The 19568-nt window shown below is 30.8% G+C and carries 22 protein-coding genes; 18 read left to right on the top strand and 4 right to left on the bottom strand.

Annotated elements, in window-relative coordinates; genetic code table 11:
- Window positions 1–96: 96 nt before the first annotated feature.
- Window positions 97–1359: a hypothetical protein gene (locus tag MOV42_RS11415; RefSeq protein WP_324171303.1), complete on the top strand. Its 1263-nt coding sequence runs from the start codon at window positions 97–99 to the stop codon at window positions 1357–1359.
- Between the two features lie 90 nt (window positions 1360–1449).
- The gene (locus MOV42_RS11410) at window positions 1450–2409 is read left to right on the top strand and encodes an ABC transporter permease (protein ID WP_324171302.1); all 960 of its coding nucleotides are present in this window, start codon (window positions 1450–1452) and stop codon (window positions 2407–2409) included.
- Between the two features lie 17 nt (window positions 2410–2426).
- Here MOV42_RS11410 and nusA read toward each other — a convergent pair whose 3' ends face one another.
- The gene (nusA, locus tag MOV42_RS11405; protein WP_324171301.1) at window positions 2427–3560 is read right to left on the bottom strand and encodes a transcription termination factor NusA; all 1134 of its coding nucleotides are present in this window, start codon (window positions 3558–3560) and stop codon (window positions 2427–2429) included.
- Window positions 3561–3838: 278 nt separating this feature from the next.
- On the opposite strand from nusA, the gene MOV42_RS11400 reads away from it, so the two are divergent.
- From MOV42_RS11400 to MOV42_RS11365, 8 genes are read left to right on the top strand one after another with little or no spacing between them, the layout of a single operon-like run.
- Window positions 3839–4084 carry an HP0268 family nuclease gene (locus MOV42_RS11400; RefSeq protein WP_324171300.1) on the top strand — a complete coding sequence of 82 codons (246 nt, stop codon included), beginning with the start codon at window positions 3839–3841 and terminating at the stop codon, window positions 4082–4084.
- 9 nt (window positions 4085–4093) lie between these two features.
- A complete protein-coding gene (gene miaB / locus MOV42_RS11395) occupies window positions 4094–5395 on the top strand; it encodes a tRNA (N6-isopentenyl adenosine(37)-C2)-methylthiotransferase MiaB (protein WP_324173027.1) in 1302 nt (433 codons plus the stop codon).
- Window positions 5388–6011: a lysophospholipid acyltransferase family protein gene (locus MOV42_RS11390; protein WP_324171299.1), complete on the top strand. Its 624-nt coding sequence runs from the start codon at window positions 5388–5390 to the stop codon at window positions 6009–6011. Before miaB ends, MOV42_RS11390 begins: the two co-directional genes overlap by 8 nt.
- Complete coding sequence (locus tag MOV42_RS11385; protein ID WP_324171298.1) at window positions 6001–6456, top strand: hypothetical protein; 456 nt, start codon at window positions 6001–6003, stop codon at window positions 6454–6456. Before MOV42_RS11390 ends, MOV42_RS11385 begins: the two co-directional genes overlap by 11 nt.
- Window positions 6437–7270: a tyrosine-type recombinase/integrase gene (locus MOV42_RS11380; protein WP_324171297.1), complete on the top strand. Its 834-nt coding sequence runs from the start codon at window positions 6437–6439 to the stop codon at window positions 7268–7270. Before MOV42_RS11385 ends, MOV42_RS11380 begins: the two co-directional genes overlap by 20 nt.
- Window positions 7270–8286: a hypothetical protein gene (locus MOV42_RS11375; RefSeq protein ID WP_324171296.1), complete on the top strand. Its 1017-nt coding sequence runs from the start codon at window positions 7270–7272 to the stop codon at window positions 8284–8286. Before MOV42_RS11380 ends, MOV42_RS11375 begins: the two co-directional genes overlap by 1 nt.
- Window positions 8276–8815, top strand: coding sequence for a hypothetical protein (locus MOV42_RS11370; protein WP_324171295.1), 540 nt, complete (start codon window positions 8276–8278; stop codon window positions 8813–8815). Before MOV42_RS11375 ends, MOV42_RS11370 begins: the two co-directional genes overlap by 11 nt.
- Window positions 8805–9353: a hypothetical protein gene (locus tag MOV42_RS11365; protein WP_324171294.1), complete on the top strand. Its 549-nt coding sequence runs from the start codon at window positions 8805–8807 to the stop codon at window positions 9351–9353. The genes MOV42_RS11370 and MOV42_RS11365 overlap by 11 nt, the downstream gene beginning before the upstream one ends.
- Here the strand turns inward: MOV42_RS11365 and tilS are convergent.
- Both tilS and rimO read right to left on the bottom strand, forming a co-directional pair.
- Complete coding sequence (gene tilS, locus MOV42_RS11360) at window positions 9345–10337, bottom strand: tRNA lysidine(34) synthetase TilS (RefSeq protein ID WP_324171293.1); 993 nt, start codon at window positions 10335–10337, stop codon at window positions 9345–9347. The genes MOV42_RS11365 and tilS overlap by 9 nt on opposite strands.
- The gene (rimO, locus tag MOV42_RS11355) at window positions 10330–11643 is read right to left on the bottom strand and encodes a 30S ribosomal protein S12 methylthiotransferase RimO (RefSeq protein WP_324171292.1); all 1314 of its coding nucleotides are present in this window, start codon (window positions 11641–11643) and stop codon (window positions 10330–10332) included. Before rimO ends, tilS begins: the two co-directional genes overlap by 8 nt.
- Window positions 11644–11688: 45 nt before the next feature.
- Between rimO and MOV42_RS11350 the strand changes: the two genes are divergently transcribed.
- The 8 genes from MOV42_RS11350 to MOV42_RS11315 all read left to right on the top strand — a co-directional run bounded on the left by MOV42_RS11350 (window position 11689) and on the right by MOV42_RS11315 (window position 18292).
- Complete coding sequence (locus MOV42_RS11350; RefSeq protein ID WP_324171291.1) at window positions 11689–12840, top strand: aminoacetone oxidase family FAD-binding enzyme; 1152 nt, start codon at window positions 11689–11691, stop codon at window positions 12838–12840.
- Window positions 12841–12893: 53 nt separating this feature from the next.
- Window positions 12894–13496 (top strand): outer membrane beta-barrel protein, encoded by a 603-nt coding sequence (locus MOV42_RS11345; RefSeq protein ID WP_324171290.1) that lies wholly within the window; start codon window positions 12894–12896, stop codon window positions 13494–13496.
- Between the two features lie 3 nt (window positions 13497–13499).
- On the top strand, window positions 13500–13832 hold the full coding sequence (locus MOV42_RS11340; protein WP_324171289.1) for a hypothetical protein: 333 nt from the start codon (window positions 13500–13502) through the stop codon (window positions 13830–13832).
- A gap of 378 nt (window positions 13833–14210) precedes the next feature.
- Window positions 14211–14426, top strand: coding sequence for a hypothetical protein (locus MOV42_RS11335; RefSeq protein ID WP_324171288.1), 216 nt, complete (start codon window positions 14211–14213; stop codon window positions 14424–14426).
- A complete protein-coding gene (locus tag MOV42_RS11330; protein WP_324171287.1) occupies window positions 14427–15254 on the top strand; it encodes a hypothetical protein in 828 nt (275 codons plus the stop codon).
- Complete coding sequence (locus MOV42_RS11325) at window positions 15254–15538, top strand: hypothetical protein (RefSeq protein WP_324171286.1); 285 nt, start codon at window positions 15254–15256, stop codon at window positions 15536–15538. Before MOV42_RS11330 ends, MOV42_RS11325 begins: the two co-directional genes overlap by 1 nt.
- A gap of 65 nt (window positions 15539–15603) precedes the next feature.
- Entirely contained in the window at window positions 15604–16806 is a 1203-nt protein-coding gene (locus MOV42_RS11320; RefSeq protein WP_324170767.1) for an IS3 family transposase, read from the top strand.
- A gap of 106 nt (window positions 16807–16912) precedes the next feature.
- Window positions 16913–18292, top strand: coding sequence for a calcium-binding protein (locus MOV42_RS11315; RefSeq protein WP_324171285.1), 1380 nt, complete (start codon window positions 16913–16915; stop codon window positions 18290–18292).
- 12 nt (window positions 18293–18304) lie between these two features.
- Here MOV42_RS11315 and MOV42_RS11310 read toward each other — a convergent pair whose 3' ends face one another.
- Window positions 18305–19489 (bottom strand): IS3 family transposase, encoded by a 1185-nt coding sequence (locus MOV42_RS11310; protein ID WP_324171284.1) that lies wholly within the window; start codon window positions 19487–19489, stop codon window positions 18305–18307.
- Between the last annotated feature and the right edge of the window lie 79 nt (window positions 19490–19568).

Raw genomic sequence — 19568 nt, 5'->3', positions numbered from 1 at the left:
TCAAAATAATAAAAGTTGTGATTAAAAATTAAACAGTATTTCTACTTAGCTTAAAATTCTTTATGATAAAATTTTATAATACATCAAGGAGAATTTATGAAATTTACAAAATTAAGTTTAGTAGCAATGCTACTAGTAGGTTCAAGTGCATTCGCAATTGAAAATGTAAAAGTTAGCGGAGATACTAAGTTTTTTTATAGCACACAAGACAATACATATGACAGTTCATATACTAAAAATGAAAGAACAGGTCTATTTGATCAGTCAACTTCTATAGGGGAAGCATCCCTTAGTGTTGGAGTAACTGCTGATTTAACTAAAGGTATAAGCGCAGGGGCAACTCTTTCTGGAATCACTACTTTAGGTTTACAAAACAATGTAGTTGGTGGCACATTTACAGGTAACCTTCAGTCAAATTCATGGTTTAATGAAGCCTGGCTTGCTGGAACAACAGGAAAAACAACTGGTAAAGTTGGTCGTATGCAACTAGATACTCCTTTAGTATTTAGTGAAACTTGGTCTGTTCTTCCATCTACTTTTGAGGCTGCTGTTTTAATAAATCAAGATATTCCAGATACTACTATCGTAGCTGCTTTTGTTGGTAAATCAAATAATAATGCTGTTTTAGGCGGTGGTTATGGTGATAATGGTACAGATGCTAGAAACAATGTTTTTCAAAGTTTTTATAAGGGTGCTTACACTGTGGGTATTCAAAATAATTCATACGAACCTCTTGAAGTTCAAGCTTGGTACTATAGTGCAAACATAGATGCAAATGCAACTGCAACTCAAAACATATCTGGACTTCAATCATATTGGCTTCAAGCTGACTTGAATATGAAAGGCATTTTAGCAGGTGTTCAGTATACTGCTACGAATTATGATTATACAAATAAATCTGACAACAACGCTTTTGCAGTTATGTTAGGTTACGATAAAAAAGATGTAGTTACTGTGAAAGGTTCTTATTCTCAAATTGGAAAAGATAGTGTAAACTCTAAAGGTGCTGGAGCCAACTTAGCTGGTAGTCAGTCTAAACTTTATACTGAAGTATGGTGGTACTATGGAAAAATCACTCAAAATGATACGAGTGCTTTTAATGTAACTGTAACTGCTCCATTAGCTGGATATGATTTAGGTCTTTACTATACTCAAGCAATAACTAAAGATGGTTTTAACTCTGGTGGTGCAGATGCAACATTTGTTGAAGTAACTTTTGAAGTAGCAAAATCTTTTGGTCCACTTGATACAGGTCTTTATTATATATATATAAAATCTGACAATGACAATCAAAAATCAGCGACAGATAAAGGTGAAGCATATAACACTGTGCAAGTTTACTTAACATATAATTTTTAATATTCTTTAATTCTCTTAATATTCATTTTCCTTTCCTGTTTTAGGAAAATGGAAAATGAATATATATTTACATTTAGATATAATTTCATTATGTTAGAACTAATCAAAAAACTATTTTATTTACTTTTTATGTTACTGCTCATCTCAATCATATCTTTTTTAGCGATTCACTCTGCACCAAATAGTTTTTTTGCAGCAGGAGAACTTAATCCTAACATGACAAAAGAAGCTATAGAGCAGTTAAAAGCAGTTTATGGTTTAGATAAATCACTTTTTATGCAGTATGTTGATTGGGTGAAAAATATGCTTACTCTTAACTTTGGCATCTCTTTTGTAAGTGGGCAAGATGTAAGTGCTGAAATATTAAAACGACTACCAATAACGCTAACTATGAATTTAATTGCTCTTATTGCAGTTTTTACACTATCTTTGTATTTAGGAGTAAAAGCAGCCTTGCAATATGAAAAGAAAGCAGATTATATTATCCGTCAAATTTCTCTTATCTCTTTTTCTATGCCGTCATTTTATTTAGCTTTACTTTTTATAATCTTCTTATCTTTAAATTTAGAGCTTTTTCCAATAGCAGGACTTCACTCTATAGAAGAAAAAACAGGCTTTGCATACTATACAGATATGGCTTGGCATCTAGTGCTTCCCATTGGAGTTATGATATTTGTAGGTTTGGGAAGTATGATAATTTATGTTCGTTCTCTGACTTTAGAGATTTTAAAAAGTGATTATTACTATTTTGCTCTTTCTCGTGGTCTTAGTCAAAAGAAGCTACTAAAATTTTATATACTTCCAAATCTATTACCTCCAATTATTACACTTTTAGGATTGTCTTTACCAGGACTTATTGGAGGTAGTGTAATTTTAGAATCTATTTTTGGTATTGAAGGGATGGGACAACTTTTTTTCACGTCCGCTTTAAGTCGTGATTATCCTATTATAATGGGAACTTTGATGATAACATCGTTTTTAACGCTTTTGGGGAATATGATTGCGGATTTAATTTTACTAAAGTTAAATCCGTATATGAAAAGAGGATGAAAAACTTAAAATATGTATTAATTAAATAATGCTTCTAATGCATCTACACCATCTTTAGCTTCTTGTAGTTCTCCGTCTTCATTTGTTACTTGATCATTTTCAACTAGTTCAATGTTTAAACCTGTTAGCATAGATGCTAAACGAATATTTATACCACTTTTCCCGATTGCTTTTGATTTTTGGTCAGCTGGCAAAGTTATAATTGCTTTTTGGGCTTCACCTTCCTCATTTTTAACAAGTTCAACATGAGAAATTATTGCAGGACTCATTACTCTTGAGATGAAAAGTTCTTGAATACTTGTAAACTCAACACAATCAATATTTTCACCGATTAACTCTTGGCTAACAGCATTTATACGAACACCCTTAACACCTACTGTAGCACCGACAGCATCTACTTGGGGATGAGTACTAAGAAGTGCGATTTTTGCTCTTTCTCCAGGGATACGAGCTGATTTTTCTACGATAACTGTGCCATCTGCAATTTCAGGAACTTCAAGTGCTAAAAGCTCTTCTAAAAACTTTGGACTAGTACGAGAAAGCTCGATTTGAATACCATTTTCTTTGTCCATATTTACACGACGAACAACAGCTTTTAAGTGATCACCTTTTACAAAAATTTCACCTTTTATACGGCTTTTCATAGGAAGAACAGCACGCACTTCATCTACTTCTATATATGTTGCATTATGCGGGTCAACACTTGTAACTCGACCAGTTACTAAAGTGCCTATTTTTGATTTATATTTGTTAAATAGTTCATCTTCTACTAGTCTTTGTATATGAAACTCGATTTCACGATGAAGCTGAGAAGCACCTGTCCTTCCATATTCTTCAAGTGAGTGAGGGACTTGCAATTGGTCTTCAAGTTCTACTTGATCATCATACTCTCTGGCATCTGTGATTGAGATATATGCCGGTGCTATTTCTTCATCTAATAATTTTTCATCATCGTCTGCGATAACTGTAATTGTTTGAATTATTTCTATACTTTTTGTTTCATCATTTATCTCAGCTACAAAAGCAAAATTTCTATCGATAACTCTTTTTGCAGTTTGAACAAATGCTGTTTTTAAAGCCTCTATAACTTTTTCAGGTTGAAGACCTTTCTCATGTGCGATTGCATCTACTATGTCTAATATTTTTTCCATGATTAAATTCCTTATATTTCACAAAAAATAAATGTAATGGTTTTTGGGGGATTTCTTATGAAGTATGAAATTATATCAAAACTAGTCTTAATCAGACTTTTAGTAGGTTTTATATATAATGCAAAAATTATAAACAATAAAAGTTAAAGCACTAGTGCTATGGGCTTTCTGCCGAAGAAAACCAAGTGTTAGCGTAGGTGGCGGAATTACTTCCGTCATCGTTACAAATAAATGAAGGGTTCCCTTCATTTTATGCAATAAAATTAAGGAAAATAAAAATGGATTTAAAATTCGCAAGAACAGATATTGATGCAAAACCAAAAAAGGCTGAGTTAGAAAAAATCGAAGCTAGTGTTGAAAAAGACGGGAGTAAGATTTTTTATTTTGATAGAGAAAACTCTCATAAAGATTTACTTTCACTTCAAGATCATTTTGAAGAAAAAGGTAAAAGTTTTTATATGAATGAAGTTAAATTTGGTCTATCTGATAATGAATATATGTACCAAGTTCATATCATTAACTAGGAATATTAAATAGTGAAAAAACTCTTTGTTGAAACTTTAGGTTGTGCTATGAACTCTCGAGATAGTGAGCATATGATTGCTCAGTTACGAGAAAAAGATGGCTATGAAACTACAAGCGACTTTAAAGAAGCTGACCTTATTTTGATAAATACCTGCTCAGTTAGAGAGAAACCTGTTTCTAAACTTTTTTCAGAGTTAGGGATATTTAACAAAAAGAAAAAAGCAGATGCTAAAATAGGTGTTTGTGGTTGTACTGCGTCACATTTAGGTGAAGAAATAATCAAAAGAGCACCTTATGTAAACTTTGTTTTAGGTGCTAGAAATGTTTCTAAAATCAGTGAAGTTTTACATAAAGATAAAGCTGTTGAAATAGATATAAATTATGATGAAAGTGAGTTTGCTTTTGATGATTTTAGAACATCTCCATATAAAGCTTTTATAAATATTTCTATGGGCTGTGATAAGTCTTGCACTTATTGTATCGTTCCAAAAACTCGTGGCGATGAGATCTCTATTCCTATGAATTTAATCATTGATGAATCAAGAAGAGCTGTAAATAACGGTGCTAAAGAGATTTTTCTTTTGGGACAAAATGTTAACAATTATGGTCGCCGTTTTTCTGGTGGACATGAAAAATCAAACTTTACAAAACTTCTTCAAGAGCTTAGTGAAATCCAAAATTTACAAAGAATTCGCTTTACATCTCCACACCCTTTTCACATGGATGATGAGTTTATTGAGGAGTTCGCATCTAACCCTAAAATTTGTAAATCAATGCACATGCCTCTTCAAAGCGGAAGTACAAAGGTTTTAAAAGATATGAAAAGAGGTTACTCTAAAGAGTGGTTTTTAAATCGTGTAAAAAAACTTCGCTCAGAGTGTCCAGAGGTTAGTATATCTACTGATATTATAGTAGCTTTCCCAGGGGAGAGTGATGAAGATTTTGAAGATACTTTAGATGTTATGAATCAAGTTAGATTTAACCAAATCTTTTCTTTTAAGTATTCTGCTAGACCCCAAACTGAAGCAGAGCATTTTACAAATACAGTAGATGCAGATATTGCATCTGCAAGACTTACAAAATTACAAAATATACATACCGATATTTTAGATGAAATAAATGCTACATCTTTAGGTAAAACTTATCGTGTTTATTTCCAAGACCTGATACAAGATTATTTTGTAAGTGGTAGAAGTGATGACAATATTGTCATAAAAGTAAAAGGTTCAGATGAACTTTTAGGAGAGTTTCGAGATGTTAAGATAACTTCTATTGGAAGAACAATTTTAACAGGAGAAATCGTTGCTTAAAAATATAAGTCGTGCTTTGGCACTTCTTATCCTTCCATTTATAGCCTCTTTGCTTATCAGACTTATTTATTTAACTAACAAAAAAGTATTTCATGTTCCAAAAACCATAGGTAATGAGCCAATTATTTTCGCCTGTTGGCATGGGGAACTTTTGATGTTGCCATATGTATATCTTTATTGTAGAAAAAAACCTCATGCAAAAGTTTTAATTTCTCCTCATTTTGATGGAAAATTGATTTCAAAAACTGTAAAATATTTTGGGCTTGATACTATTGCAGGGTCTTCAAATAGAAATGCTACAAGAGTTCTAATTCAAGCTATGAAGAGTTTAAAAAATGGTTTTGATATAGGAATAACACCAGATGGTCCAAAAGGACCAAGACATGAAGTGGCAGATGGTATAATTGTCATGGCACAAAAAACTAAAACAAAAGTAGTTTTAGTTAAAATAGTGGCAACAAAGTTTTGGCAGTTAAATAGTTGGGATAAATTTCTTATACCAAAACCTTTTGGTATGTTAAATTATTATGCATCTTCGCCCGTAGATGTTGATGGGATGAAACTAGAAGAAGCTAAAGCTTTAATAAAAAAAGAATTGGAGAAGTATGAAGTCTAAAATATTGATTCCAAGTGTAGCATTTTTTATACTTTTTGCAATGGGTGCGTATTTTTTGATAAACCCATCTTATGAAAAGTCTTTAAAAGCAAAGTATTATTTTGAAACTGGCGATTATAAAGAAGCTTTAGTTTTAGCAAAAGAAGCTTTTAGTATGGATGTTTATAATAGGATGGCATCTACTGTTATGGCTCAGTCTATAACTTCTTTAAAATATGTTACATATAATAATGATGCGAAAAAATATATGTATAGTATAAATGAAATTGCTAAGCATGATGTTATTTCAGATGCTGATAAAGCAAAGATACGAACAATCTGTAATATTATGATTGACTCATATATAAAACTAGCACCAAGTGTTATTACTGATAGTGATTTAGTTGATGACGCTGCAAAATATTACGATAGTTTTGAGAAACTTCTTGAAAAAGTTACTAGATAAAAAAAGAGTTGATTTTTTAAATTTTTTAGAAAATTTTAGAGGCTATTCTGATTTAACAATCAAAAGTTATGATGAGTCTTTAAAAGAAGCAATGAGTATCGCTGAAATAAGCGTAGATGCTAAAATAATAACTGTAAATTTAATGCCATATAGAATTAAAATATCTAATCTCAATGCAAAAACAATAAGTAAAAAGCTTAGTGCTATTAGAAGTTTTGCCTCTTTTCTTAATGATAATAAAATGAATGTCATACTTTTATCTGATGAAAGCGTAAAAGTTGCTTCAACATTACCCAAGCCAATCTCTCATAAATATATTGTTCAAGCCTTAGAAGTTGCACACTTAAAAGAAAAACTCATAGTTACAATGCTTTACACTTTAGGTTTGAGAATTTCTGAACTGTCATCTTTGAAAGTTGAAGATATATCAGATGCGTGGGTTAGAGTTTTAGGAAAGGGAAATAAACATAGAGATATACCACTTTTGCACTCAACTAAAGAGTTGATAGATGAATATTTCTCAAATAATTATCCCAAAATATTTCTTTTTGAGTTAAATGATGAAAGATTAAGCGAAAACAGTCTAAGATATACAGTTAATAAAGTTTTTAAAAAAGTTGGGTTAAAAGTTACTCCGCATCAATTACGACATTCTTATGCAACAGCACTTTTAAATGCAGGTGCTCCTATTGCAGATGTAAGTGAATTGCTTGGTCATTCAACTATGGCAACGACACAAATATATACAAAATTAGGTAGTGCATTGAAACAACAAAATTATAACAAAGCACATCCACTTTGTGGAGATGAATAGTGTTAAGTAAGCTTTTTGAACTTTTGTATCATAAAGTATATGTCAATATTGTTGTCGAACGCTCTCAAACTATTGTATATGTTCAAGAGTGTTCAACTGAAGGCTTAGTTGTAAGTGAATCACAAACTTTTAAAACAACGACTATAAATGCTAAAATGAAAGAGTTTATAAACTCTTTTACTTCAGAATCCCCTTTTTATTATATCTCGGTATTGGACACTTCAGAATCACAAGGGGCTTTACCTACATGTATTTCCAGAGATATGTCGAAATTTTTTGACTTAGAATTTTCAAAACATATGTGTTATAAAAAAAACTGGGCATATTATAGTTCTAAAGTAGATTTAAATAGACTTGAAAGGTCTTATCCGGAGATTGGAATTGATTTTATTTTTTCTCCTTTTGTCTTATTAGCAAACTTTTTTAAAGATAAAATAGACTCAAGTTTAGCAATATTTTTATTAGTAGAAGATAATTACTTAAGTCTAGCAGTTTTTAATAATTCAGAGTTACTTTATTCACATCATATCAATATGGAACATAATAATGAGAGTGATGTACTCATGATGGAAAATCAAAATGATGAAGTTGATTTAGAACTAGATACATCTATAAATTTAGAAGAGATAGATGTGCATGATGATGTAGAATTAACAGATGATTTTGGAGATATTGAAGATTTAGATAGTATTGGTGAAATTGATGAATTTGCTGAAGAAGAAATAGAAGAAGAGATAGAAGAAGAAGTTACTGCAACTATTGAAGAAGAAGCGACAGGCTTCAATGAAGATTATCAAAGATATTCCCTTATACAAAGCTCGATAAATCGTTTTTATAAAGATGAAAAATATAAAAGTGAGTTTGTGCAAGATATATATATTGCAGATGCTATTGGTGTTAGTGGTGATTTAAAACGATACTTAGAAGAAGAGATGTTTTTGAATGTTTTTGTTAGACATTTAGACTTGTGCTCTGAACTAGTCCAACTAACAAAGGCAGAGCTAAATGAAATATAGCTATATAAGCCCTAGAAAAAAAAGATTTTTATCATCAGAAATGCAACTGCTTTTTAGTTTTTTTAGTATAACAATTTTCATGCTTTTTTTGACATATCTATTTTTGCTATTTAAAGATTATAGATTTACTCAGAACTTACAAGAAGTATCTACTTCGCAAATTGAAGTAAAACAAAATATTACAGATATGCAAGCTCAAATTACTTTTATTGAAAAAGAAGTTTTACTTTGTGAAAGAATCAACACAAAAAATACAGTTTTAAAAGATTCTATTGCAAACTTATTTGATTTAGTACCACAAAGAATTACACTTTCACAAGCTTCTTTACTCAGAAATGGACTCATTCTTTACGGTGTGACCCCAAATAAAGATATATACAACTTTATGCTTCAAGCACCACTTCGCTCTATTTTTAGCAGAACATATAGTAACTTCTATCCTATGAAAAATGGTTGGTTCAGATTTGTATCTACGAACTACATAGATGATGAAGAAAATGATGAAAAAGGCTTTGACAATGAAGAGTAATATTTCAAGACAAAGTATATATCTATTAGTCTTTAGTGTATGTTTACTAATATTTGTTCTTCTTTTTTCATTTCTTGTTTTAATCCCAGAGGGAAAAGAGTATAGGCTACAAAGAGGCAAACTGAACAAATTAAAACTAGAGTTAAGGAAATATGAAAATTTTAATGATGTTGTTTTACAAAAGTTAAAACAACTTCAATCAGACAATTCTCATACGATAACAGCATTTGATACATATTTTAGTCCTTTGAAATTTCAAAAACAACATTCTACATATTTTACATCTTTAGAATTGTCAAAGCAAAAAAAAGTGCAAGATGAAGATGAGTTTACTGTTTATGAAGTAAATACAACATCTTTTGTAGATTCACCACAAAGTTTTTATGAGTTCTTAGATGCTGTAAATAAAGGTGATTGGATAATTGGGATAAACTTTCCTATAAATTTTAAAAGAGAAACTAAAATGATACGATCATCTTTTACTATGAAGGTTTACAATACTCAAAAAATATCAAAATCTATGCCAGAGCTAGAATAACTCTTTTACTTTTTCAAATACTATTTCATTAGCATAAAGAAAAGGGCGAAGTTTTGGTTCGATTTTTAAAACTCTACACTCCTCTTTAAACTTATGATTCATCTTTAAATTTGCGTCTAAGTATGGAACTATAAAAATAAAGTATTCATTTATATTTACAATAAACTTTCTTCCAACTATTAGAGTATTTTTATTTTTTAGAAGCTCTCTTTCTTTAAAACTCAACATATATTTTTTGGACTTTAAAAGTTTGTCTATCGTAAAAATATCAGCTCTTTTAGTTTTTTGTTTTGCAAAATATGAAAATTCATCAATATTTTTTATAATAACTTCAGGAGTCAGCATAGCTTTATCTTCATCTAAATAAGCAAAACTTTTTTTAATGCCATCCAAGTATTTATCTAAAAGAGGAGAAGCATGATTGTGTCTAAAAGAGTTTCTTGTTATATCTTCATCAAGGTTACTGTTATCTTCAAAATATTTGATATTATTTGCTTTTAAATAAGAATATAGTTCTTGCTTGTCAAGCCTTAAAAGAGGGCGAATAAGTGTGTAAAATTCTCTTTGTTCTTTTTCTCTCATTCCTGCTAGTTCTGCACATCCCGCACCTTTGCAAAACTGCATTAGCATCCACTCAAATCTATCTCCTAGATGGTGGGCTGTTAAAAGATTATCATAATTATATGTAGTAATTAGCTCTTCAAAAAAATTATATCTTATATTTCTTGCAGTTGATTCAAAATTTTTATCAATTTTTTTGGCTATAAAAGTATGACATTTCAAGTTATATGTAGATGCTAACTCTTTTGCATAAGCTACTTCTTCAACTGCTTGATTTCTTTGTCCGTAATTTACAATAGCTATATCAAATTTAATAGAGTCATTTAATAGTAAAAAAAATAGAGCGGTTGAATCTACTCCTGCTGAGAAAGCTAGGAGATTTTTTTTATTTTCAAGTGTTTTTAGTGATGAAATTTCAAGCATTATCTACTGTTGCGGTTAAGATATCTCCGACAAGCTCTGTGACTTTTGCTTTATATATTTTTCCAAACTCTAAATCTTCATCTTTTACTCTATCGTTTACATAAATTTCACCATCAATTTCAGGTGCCCAGATGCTCTCTCTTGCACTTAGCAGATATTCATGCTCGTCGCTCTCACCATTAATAATAAGTTCGATTTTTCTACCAATTTCATTTTGAAGTGATTTCTTTGTAGCCTCAGATGCAATATCACCAAGTTTTTGAGCGCGAGATGCTATAAGCTCATTAGATATCTTTTTACTCATATCAAAAGCAGGAGTAGTTTCTTCATCAGAGTATGAAAAAACATTAATACGGTCGAAGCCAAATGAAGATGCAAATTCACACATCTCTTCAAACATTTCTTCTGTTTCATTTGGATGTCCTACTATAAAACTTGTACGAACAAAAGAGTTGGGAAGACTTCTCATAAAGTCTAAAAGTTGAGTAGTTTTATCTTTGCCAAAACCTCTTTTCATCATACTAAGCATTTCATCATTAATATGTTGAATAGGCATATCAAAATAGTTATGAAATATTTTACTTTTTGCTATGTTTTTAAGAAGTAAGATTGTAGTTGTAGAAGGATAAAGATATAAAATTCTTGCACTTTTGACTTCATCTATAAGCTCTACCCTTTGTATAAGAAGGCTTAGTCCATCTTTAATATTTTGATCACGAAGATATGAAGAACTATCTTGTGAAACAAAAGAAAAATCATAGTAACCTTTTTTTACCAAACCTTCAATTTCTTTAGCTATAGAGTCTAAATTACGAGAGTTTAGTTTACCTTTAAAAGATGGAATAGCACAAAAACTACAAGCTTGATTACAGCCTTCTGAAAGTTTTATATATGCATGATAAGATGAGCCTGTTACTACACGCTCACTTCCATCTATTAAAAATACTTTATCAGAAAAACGACTTTTTTTCTCCTGAAGAAGTTCATCGATACGGTCGTAATCACCCACTCCTGTAAATATATCAACCTCTGGCATCTGGTTTGCCAAGTCTTCTTTATATCTTTCACTAAGACATCCAGCCATGACTAAAACTGAGTCTTCTTTTCTAGTATCGTGTAAAGAAAGAACAGTATTTATAGACTCTTCTTTTGCCGCATCTATAAATCCACAAGTATTTACAATAATAACATCTGCTTCATCTTGGGCATCTGTAAGTTCAAAGTTTTGAAGTTTTCCCATCATTACTTCTGTATCAACAAGATTTTTAGTACATCCAAGAGAAACTATGTGAAGTTTATTTGCCATTTTTACCACTTATATATTTTTTTGACATTATACTATAATGTCGTTATGAAAATATATGATGTTATTATTTTAGGTGCTGGAGCAAGTGGTTTGATGTGTGCTTCGCATCTAAGTGAAAAGTTAAATGTATCTATTATAGATATTAATTCAAAAGTTGCTCAAAAATTAAAAATATCTGGCGGTGGTAAATGTAACATCACAAGCACAAGTGTAAGTTCAAATAATTTCGATGGTGATGAAGAATTTATTTCAAATATTTTAAGTGAATATTCAAAAGAAAATTTATTAGAATTTTTAAAAATCAACAGCCTCTTTCCTGTGATACGAAAAAATCGTTATTATTTTTGTAAAAATTCTTCAGATGAAATAATTAACATCCTTAAAAAACTGAGTAATAAGCATGAGCTAATTTTAAATACAAAAGTAAGTGAAGTTAAAAAAGTAAATAAAATATTTGAAATTGTAACTGATAGAAAAATTTTAAAAGCTAAAAAAGTGATAGTTGCAACAGGTGGAAAAAGCTTTCAAACTCTTGGTGCAAGTGATATTGGTTTAAAAATAGCAAAAAACTTTGACATCAGTGTGAAAGAATTTACTCCTGCTTTAGTTGGAATGACACTTCAAAAAGATCAGTTTTGGATGAAAGAACTTAGTGGACTTAGTTGTTTCGTACATATAAAAGTAGATGAAAAAACTTTAAAAGAAGATTTACTTTTTGCACACAGAGGTATAAGTGGTCCTGCTGTTTTGAGTGCGTCTTTGTACTGGAAAAAGGCAAAAATGGCAATTAATTTTTTACCTAAAAACAAGATAAAAGATTTGATAAGAAATAGTAAAAAACTAGTAAGTTCTGCTATTCCTTTACCAAAAAGACTTTCTATAGCAATATTAAAGGCGATTGATGTCCAAGACAAAGAGTGTAAAAAGCTTAGTAGCAAAGAAGTCGAGAAACTCTTAGATATACATAACTATGAGTTTGCTCCTGCTGGTAACTTTGGTTTTACTAAAGCAGAAGTAAGTAGAGGAGGGGTTTGTGCAAAAGAGTTACATAATCACTCTTTAGAATCCAAAAGTATAAAAAATTTACACTTTATTGGTGAAGTTGTCGATGTAACAGGAGAATTAGGTGGGTATAACTTTCAGTGGGCATTTAGCAGTGGGGTTATTTGTGCAAGAGAGATAAACTCTGTACTTTAAAGTAAGCCTTAAAAGTGACAAGGTATAATAGGTTCAAATAAAAAGGGAATAAAATGGCAAAAACATTAAGTAAATTAGCAGTAGCAACGATATTGGTAGCTTCATCATTAAGTGCAGCACCTGCTGATAATTCAAAATATAGATTTAATACAAATTCATTAATAGGTCTTGAGGGTACATATAGTAATTTTGACTATGAGCGTGTTAAAATAGGCGATGCTACAGTAAGAGAAAAGGTATCATTAAAGGGTGGTGGATTGAAAATTGGTGCAGAGTCAAATAACTATAGATTTTTTCTATCAGCAAGAATGTATGACGCAGGTGAGTTTGAGTATGCAAGAACTTATGGAGTTGAACTGCAATATCTATTTAATTTTTCCAACTTTGCAAACATGTATTTGGGTGTAAACTTTGGTAAAGCAGATATGAAATTTGTTGATACAAAAAATGGACATAACAATACTGTAACAATAGATGATACTTATTTAGGTGGAGATGTAGGTTTTAATGTTCACTTAGGTAAACAAGTTGACTGGGAAATAGGTGCTAGATTTATGCGTTTAAATACTTCAAAAACAGATGCTGGTGCAACTTATAATTTAGATCATATTGTAACTGGTTATACAAGTATAATTTTTAAATATCAAATGGATTAATTAGTGAGATTAATCATAGCTGTTTTACTTCTCTTTAGCATCTCCTATGCAGATAAAATAAAGAAAAAAACATTAGCATGTCCTACTGTTTTACAATTACAAAAGGCACCACTTAATACAGCAGACAATTATATTAACCTTAATATGTATGCTATTTCAAATGACTGTGTAATAGTTAGTAAAAGAGATGATGTTGAGGCTATTGGATATGACTCTTTAAACTCAAAAGATATTTATCAAAAGATTCTGTACAAAAAAAATGGTGTTTACTTATATATTCTTAAATCATCTATTCAAATTGAACAAGCAGGAAAAAAGAGCACATTTAGATTTTAGATGTTGCTCGATACGACTAATTTCACAGCGAAATCTCTATAAAAATTCACCAAAGCACATATAAGATTAAGTCATAAAAGTAAACAAACAATACAGCACAAAAAACCAAATAGAACTTATAGAACTCTCAGATGGAAACTACCTTACAAACAACGATATTCAGAATAATACCGACCTTATGAATATAGTTAGCTCCGCTTGGAATACTTAAAAAACCAACAAAACTACATAAAGACACTAAAAGACACATTTTTATACAATGTGTCTCTTTTTATAAGAAATCAATTACTTAAAAGATTAAAAAAGATAATATAAATAAATATTTAAAAATACTTAGTAGTTTAAATTTTAATATAGATATAAAAAGAGGTAATACAAATGAAAAAGATTATAAAAACAGTAATACTGGTTGCTGAGGAACAAGCAACTTATACAATCACAAGAAAGAAAGACCAACTAGATGACACGCTGATAGTTGGCAATGATACAGATGAAATTATAGAAGTAAACTCTTCAAACTCTACAATCTTAGCAGGTAAAGATGATTTAGTAAATAATTTGAAATTTAATATAAATAAAATAGAGGTAGCATAAATGAAAAGAAATACAATTAAGAAAATGATATTAGGATTAATAGTAGTATCAACACTTTTACAAGCAGATAGATACTTGTTGATAATGAGTAAAGATGATAAGGTATGTCACAGAGTAAGTAAGATTTTAAATGATGATTTAAAAGAGTATAAAGAACTTAAACTTCAAACTCATAAAGAGTTTAATGTTATTAAGTGGGATAAAGAGTTTATCTTCTATCTTACGGGTACGGGTAAAAATAAACCTTATAAAGACTATTGTTCAAGATCGACAGGATGTAAGAATGCAATATTTGACATAAATAATGATGGTAAAGATGAGTTAGTTGCATTTAGAGAAGAACTCTTAAAATCGACACGAAGTGGTGATGCTGGATACAATGAAATTCTTTATTTGCCAAAAGAAACTAATGAATTTTTTAAATTTGATATTTCAAAAGGTACAGTTGATATTGGTAGCGAACACTATTATAAAGAACTACCAAAACAAGTGTCATCTCTTTTTGGTTCAAAGCACACAGATACTGTATATATGTCAACTGGTAACACTACCACACTTCGACCATTTAAAATAGATAACACTTATTACATCTCAACTTTTTTTAGCACTTTTGGTCAAAAAGATTATGATGAGAGTAGCAAAAGAGGTCAAAAAGTTTCTTCGATTGGAATATCTGGGGCATATGATTACTACAGAATACTATGGAGTGATATAAACTACCAAAACTTTGTGTCAATTAGTAAATATGATGCAACAAACAAACCAACAGACACTTGTTACTTAATAAAAATCTTCACAAATAAAAAACACAGCACAAAGGATAACTAATGGCACTCTTAACTACACATACAAACTATACAAATGGTTCTTATAAGAAAGATAGAAATAATTTGATAAAACCTAGTGAAAATGATAAATTATATAAAAGTAGAAATGATACTAACCTAAAAAAGTTAGATGCCCATGATGATGGAGATGATTCTATGGCAATGGGCTACGGCTATGACCTTTTTCAAAATGTAGAGAGTATAAAAAGTACATTAAAGAAATTTGTAATTAGAAAAGATGGTGACACTACAAAAACTGTAGATTATAATGCCCCTAAAATCTAAGACACCAATTCAGTAGGATTTATTTTCAAAAAAGCTAAAATAAGTAAGAATTATGGAGATAAATTATGAGTAGAAAACAAGGGCAAACTTATACGGCAAAACAGAAGACTAAAATAGTCTTAGAAATGTTAAAAGAAGATATGACAATAAGTCAGTTAGCAACTAAGTATAAAATCACTTCTCAATCATTAGGAAAATGGAAGACTCAATTTTTAGAAAATGCATCTTTAGCATTTGACTTGGGTGGAGCGACGAAAGCTTATAGAGATGAAATAGAAGAGTTAAAAACTGAGAATGATGGCTTAGCTAAGGCACTAGGAAAAGCAACTGTAAGAGCAGGTTTCGTTGAAAAAAAGCTAAAGAGCTTGGACTTATGTAATAAAAAAGCTTTGATCGAGTCCAAGCATAAAAAATTATCAATTTCAGAGCAATGTGAGATATTTGGTATTAGTAGAAGCCACTATTACTATCAACCAGTACCAATGAGTCAAAAAAACATCAAACTACTTCATAAAATTGATGAGATAGCTACAGAGAACTCAGAGTATGGTTATAGGTTTATCTACGAGCAACTCAAAGAAGATGGCTATGCCATTGGCAGAAATAGAGTCTTGAAATATATGGCAATACTTGGCATACAAGCAATATACCCAACTAAAAAGAAACTAACAAGTATTAAAAATAAAGAACATAAAATATATGAGTACCTCCTCAAGAAGTATTGGACTAGAGTTGGTAAGAAAAATACTGTCTATGTGCCTACTCCAAACGAAGTATGGAGTGGTGACATTACCTATATTCGTATTAACGGAGGTTTTATGTATCTGGCAGCAGTTATAGACTGGCATTCTAAAGCTATACTCTCCTATAAAATATTATCATGCCCTTGTGGTACTAATTCTATGGATGCAACACTTGCAACCGATGTGCTAGAAAAGGCACTTGCAAAGTATCCTAAGCCTAAGATATTTAATAGTGATCAAGGAAGTCAATATACAAGCAATGAGCATACTCAGATACTTAAAAGATATAATATTCAAATATCAATGAATGGGAAAGCTAGAAGTATTCACAATATAGTAATTGAGAGATTTTTTAGAACCCTTAAACATGGTAATATTTACATAAATGATTATCAAACTATTAGAAATTTAAAAGAAGGAGTTAAAGCTTATATCTATAAATACAACTTTAAGAGATTTCACTCAAGTTTAGATTATAGAAAACCGATGAATGTTTATCTTGAATATCTAAAAAATGTAGGGTAAGGTAACAGTTGCTTATGAAATTAAATCTTTAGGAAAGTTGTCTTGATTTTTAGGGGCATTATACGCTTTAATAACTCTAAAAACTGAAACAAAAGCTGAAGATTTATTGTCATATAGATTAGATAATAAAGAAGAGAAAGCTATATCTAAATCTATTTTACCAAATTCTAAAGAAAGAGCAGCTGTTATGTCTCAACTCTATAGATTAGGAACAGCAGGAGCACCTAGTTTATTAGCTGCTATAAAAGATGGGAATCGTGCAGAAGCATGGTTTCAAATAAGATACTATTCAAATGGAGATGAATTACCTGGAAATTATTACAGAGTAGTACAAGAATCAAATATTTTTAACTTGTATGATACAACATCTAACGAAAAAAATTCTAAAGATATCATAAGAATGGCAAGGATTCATCAAGCAAAAATTGCAGAAGAAGAGGGAGAATCATCAGCCTATAATGGGACAAATAAAATAGGTCTTCAAATAGAAAATGCAAAAAACTATCTTATTGATAATTTTGGTGAAGGTATTATTATAAAGGGTGAAGTGATTGTTGGAGTTAATAGTGTCAATGATGAATATAAATCAGGTATCGGTAAAGCAAATATAAATGACACCCTCCAGGGCACAGCCAAAAACGACCTAATCTTCGGAGAAAGAGGAAATGACACCATACATGGTAACGGCGGAAATGATGTTATCTACGGAGGAACAGGCAACGATACCATAAACGGAGGAGCAGACAACGACTTTTTATACGGTGAAGAGGATCATGACACACTTTTAGGAGCAGGTGGCAACGACTACCTAGACGGGGGCAATGGAAACGACACACTCTCAGGCGGAGCAGACATAGATACTCTACTGGGTGGTTCAGGAGATGACATACTTTATGGAAATAGCGGTAATGACACACTTCTAGGAGGTGAGAATAATGATGCACTCTTTGGCGGTAGTGGTTCAGATACTCTTTTAGGTCAAGCAGGTGATGATGTATTGGCAGGTTCAGATGCTGATAACTTATATGGTGAAAAAACACATGATTATCTTCTAGGTGGAACAGGCTTTGATACTTACCATGTCAGTGATAAAGATGTCATAAACGATGCAGACTCAAACGGTCTCATAATGTTTAACGATAAATCTATAAGCGGTAAAAAAACTAAAGTAGAAGGTAGTGATACTCTCTATGAAGATGCTAACTTTCTTTATGCTTTAGATGGTTCAAATATGATAGTAACTGAAAAAGCTACACATGAATATATCACTATTGAAAACTTCAACTTTAACAGTGATGGTATGGGTATGAACTTTGATGATGGAAGTGATGACTCAACTAAAAAAGATGTAGAGATATATGTAGGAGATGCAACAGCAACTGAAGGTGGAGCATTAGAGTTTACAATAGGTATAGATAATACTTTAGATAAAGACTATACTACCCCAATATGTCAAGACAACTTTTTCAAAAATCTAATTCCCTAAATACCTGTTACCCTATGCTACATTTTCACTAGATTTAGTGTAATTCTCATCATTGATTTTTAAACTATCATAATAAACATTCATAGGTTTTTTATATTTCAATGTCTCATGAAATCTTCTGTGATTATAAAATTCTATATAATCCTTAACATCACTTTTGAGAACTGATACTCTCTCATATTCATTGAGGTATATTTTTTCAACTTTAGCACTTCTCCAGAACCTCTCAATACAAATATTATCTGTTGCTCTACCTTTGCCATCCATAGAGATAATTATGTCATTATCTTTTAATGTTTGAGTGTGGATACAGCTTGTATATTGTGACCCTTGATCAGTATTAAATATCTCAGGCTTACCATAGAGTGCGAGTGCTTCATCTAGTACACCCATGACTAAATCTGTATCCATTGTGTTGGATATTCGCCAAGATAATATTGCTTTAGAATACCAATCAATTATGGCAGCCATATAGACCATACCACCTTTAATTTTAATATAGGTTATATCTGTTGACCATACTTGGTTTGCTCTTACGATATCTAATCCTCTTATTTTGTAAGAGTATTTATGATGTTGCTTGTCCGCCCAGCTTGTATTTAGTGGTCTTACAGCTAAAACAGCCTGTAATCCTAACTCTCTACGGTATGCCAGCACTGTGTTGGGACTGACACGAAAACCATCCTCTAGTAGTTGATGATACACTTTCATATAGCCATAGCTTGGTATCTCTTCAAATACTTTTTCTATATGTTTTTTAATTACATTTTTAGCAAGATTTACCATTGGTGCATAGAACAAATTACTTCTGTTATAGTTAATAAGATTACATTGTTTTACAACTGATAATGCCTTATTTTCATCTCTATCAATCAACTCCTTTTTATAGCTAGAGTCCAAGCTGCTTAACTTTCCCACCGCCCAGTCCTTCTCTACTGTTAGTTGACCTACAACCTTTGCATATTCATCAAGTTTAGCTTGTAATCTTACATTCTCTTCTTTGTACTCTTTAATTACTTTTGCAGGTTCCATCGCAACTTCTGCATTTTCCAAAAATATCTTCTTCCAATTTTGTAAGTTTTTTGGTGTGATATTATTTACACTTGCTATTTCATTTAGTGTCTTATCTTCTTTTAAAACTTCTAAAACTAACTTTGTCTTGAATTCTGCTGTATATGTTGTTCTTTTTCGACTCATAAGATTACCTTCTATTTTTATTGTTTAATTTTACTCTTTTAAGAATTAAACTTTAGAAATAGTTGTTTGATTTTCTTGG

The organism is Sulfurimonas sp. (assembly GCF_029027405.1).
Taxonomy (GTDB): Bacteria; Campylobacterota; Campylobacteria; order Campylobacterales; family Sulfurimonadaceae; genus Sulfurimonas.
The sequence above is the reverse complement of the archived record's forward strand: the minus strand, read 5'-3'. Positions and strand labels throughout refer to the sequence as shown.

Bases quoted from the DNA above. Each gene is read 5' to 3' on its own strand.
- MOV42_RS11415 (WP_324171303.1), top strand. From the start codon at position 97: ATGAAATTTACAAAATTAAGTTTAGTAGCAATGCTACTAGTAGGTTCA.
- MOV42_RS11410 (WP_324171302.1), top strand. From the start codon at position 1,450: ATGTTAGAACTAATCAAAAAACTATTTTATTTACTTTTTATGTTACTG.
- nusA (WP_324171301.1), bottom strand. From the start codon at position 3,560: ATGGAAAAAATATTAGACATAGTAGATGCAATCGCACATGAGAAAGGT.
- MOV42_RS11400 (WP_324171300.1), top strand. From the start codon at position 3,839: ATGGATTTAAAATTCGCAAGAACAGATATTGATGCAAAACCAAAAAAG.
- MOV42_RS11385 (WP_324171298.1), top strand. From the start codon at position 6,001: ATGAAGTCTAAAATATTGATTCCAAGTGTAGCATTTTTTATACTTTTT.
- MOV42_RS11370 (WP_324171295.1), top strand. From the start codon at position 8,276: ATGAAATATAGCTATATAAGCCCTAGAAAAAAAAGATTTTTATCATCA.
- MOV42_RS11365 (WP_324171294.1), top strand. From the start codon at position 8,805: ATGAAGAGTAATATTTCAAGACAAAGTATATATCTATTAGTCTTTAGT.
- tilS (WP_324171293.1), bottom strand. From the start codon at position 10,337: ATGCTTGAAATTTCATCACTAAAAACACTTGAAAATAAAAAAAATCTC.
- rimO (WP_324171292.1), bottom strand. From the start codon at position 11,643: ATGGCAAATAAACTTCACATAGTTTCTCTTGGATGTACTAAAAATCTT.
- MOV42_RS11350 (WP_324171291.1), top strand. From the start codon at position 11,689: ATGAAAATATATGATGTTATTATTTTAGGTGCTGGAGCAAGTGGTTTG.
- MOV42_RS11345 (WP_324171290.1), top strand. From the start codon at position 12,894: ATGGCAAAAACATTAAGTAAATTAGCAGTAGCAACGATATTGGTAGCT.
- MOV42_RS11335 (WP_324171288.1), top strand. From the start codon at position 14,211: ATGAAAAAGATTATAAAAACAGTAATACTGGTTGCTGAGGAACAAGCA.
- MOV42_RS11330 (WP_324171287.1), top strand. From the start codon at position 14,427: ATGAAAAGAAATACAATTAAGAAAATGATATTAGGATTAATAGTAGTA.
- MOV42_RS11325 (WP_324171286.1), top strand. From the start codon at position 15,254: ATGGCACTCTTAACTACACATACAAACTATACAAATGGTTCTTATAAG.
- MOV42_RS11320 (WP_324170767.1), top strand. From the start codon at position 15,604: ATGAGTAGAAAACAAGGGCAAACTTATACGGCAAAACAGAAGACTAAA.
- MOV42_RS11310 (WP_324171284.1), bottom strand. From the start codon at position 19,489: ATGAGTCGAAAAAGAACAACATATACAGCAGAATTCAAGACAAAGTTA.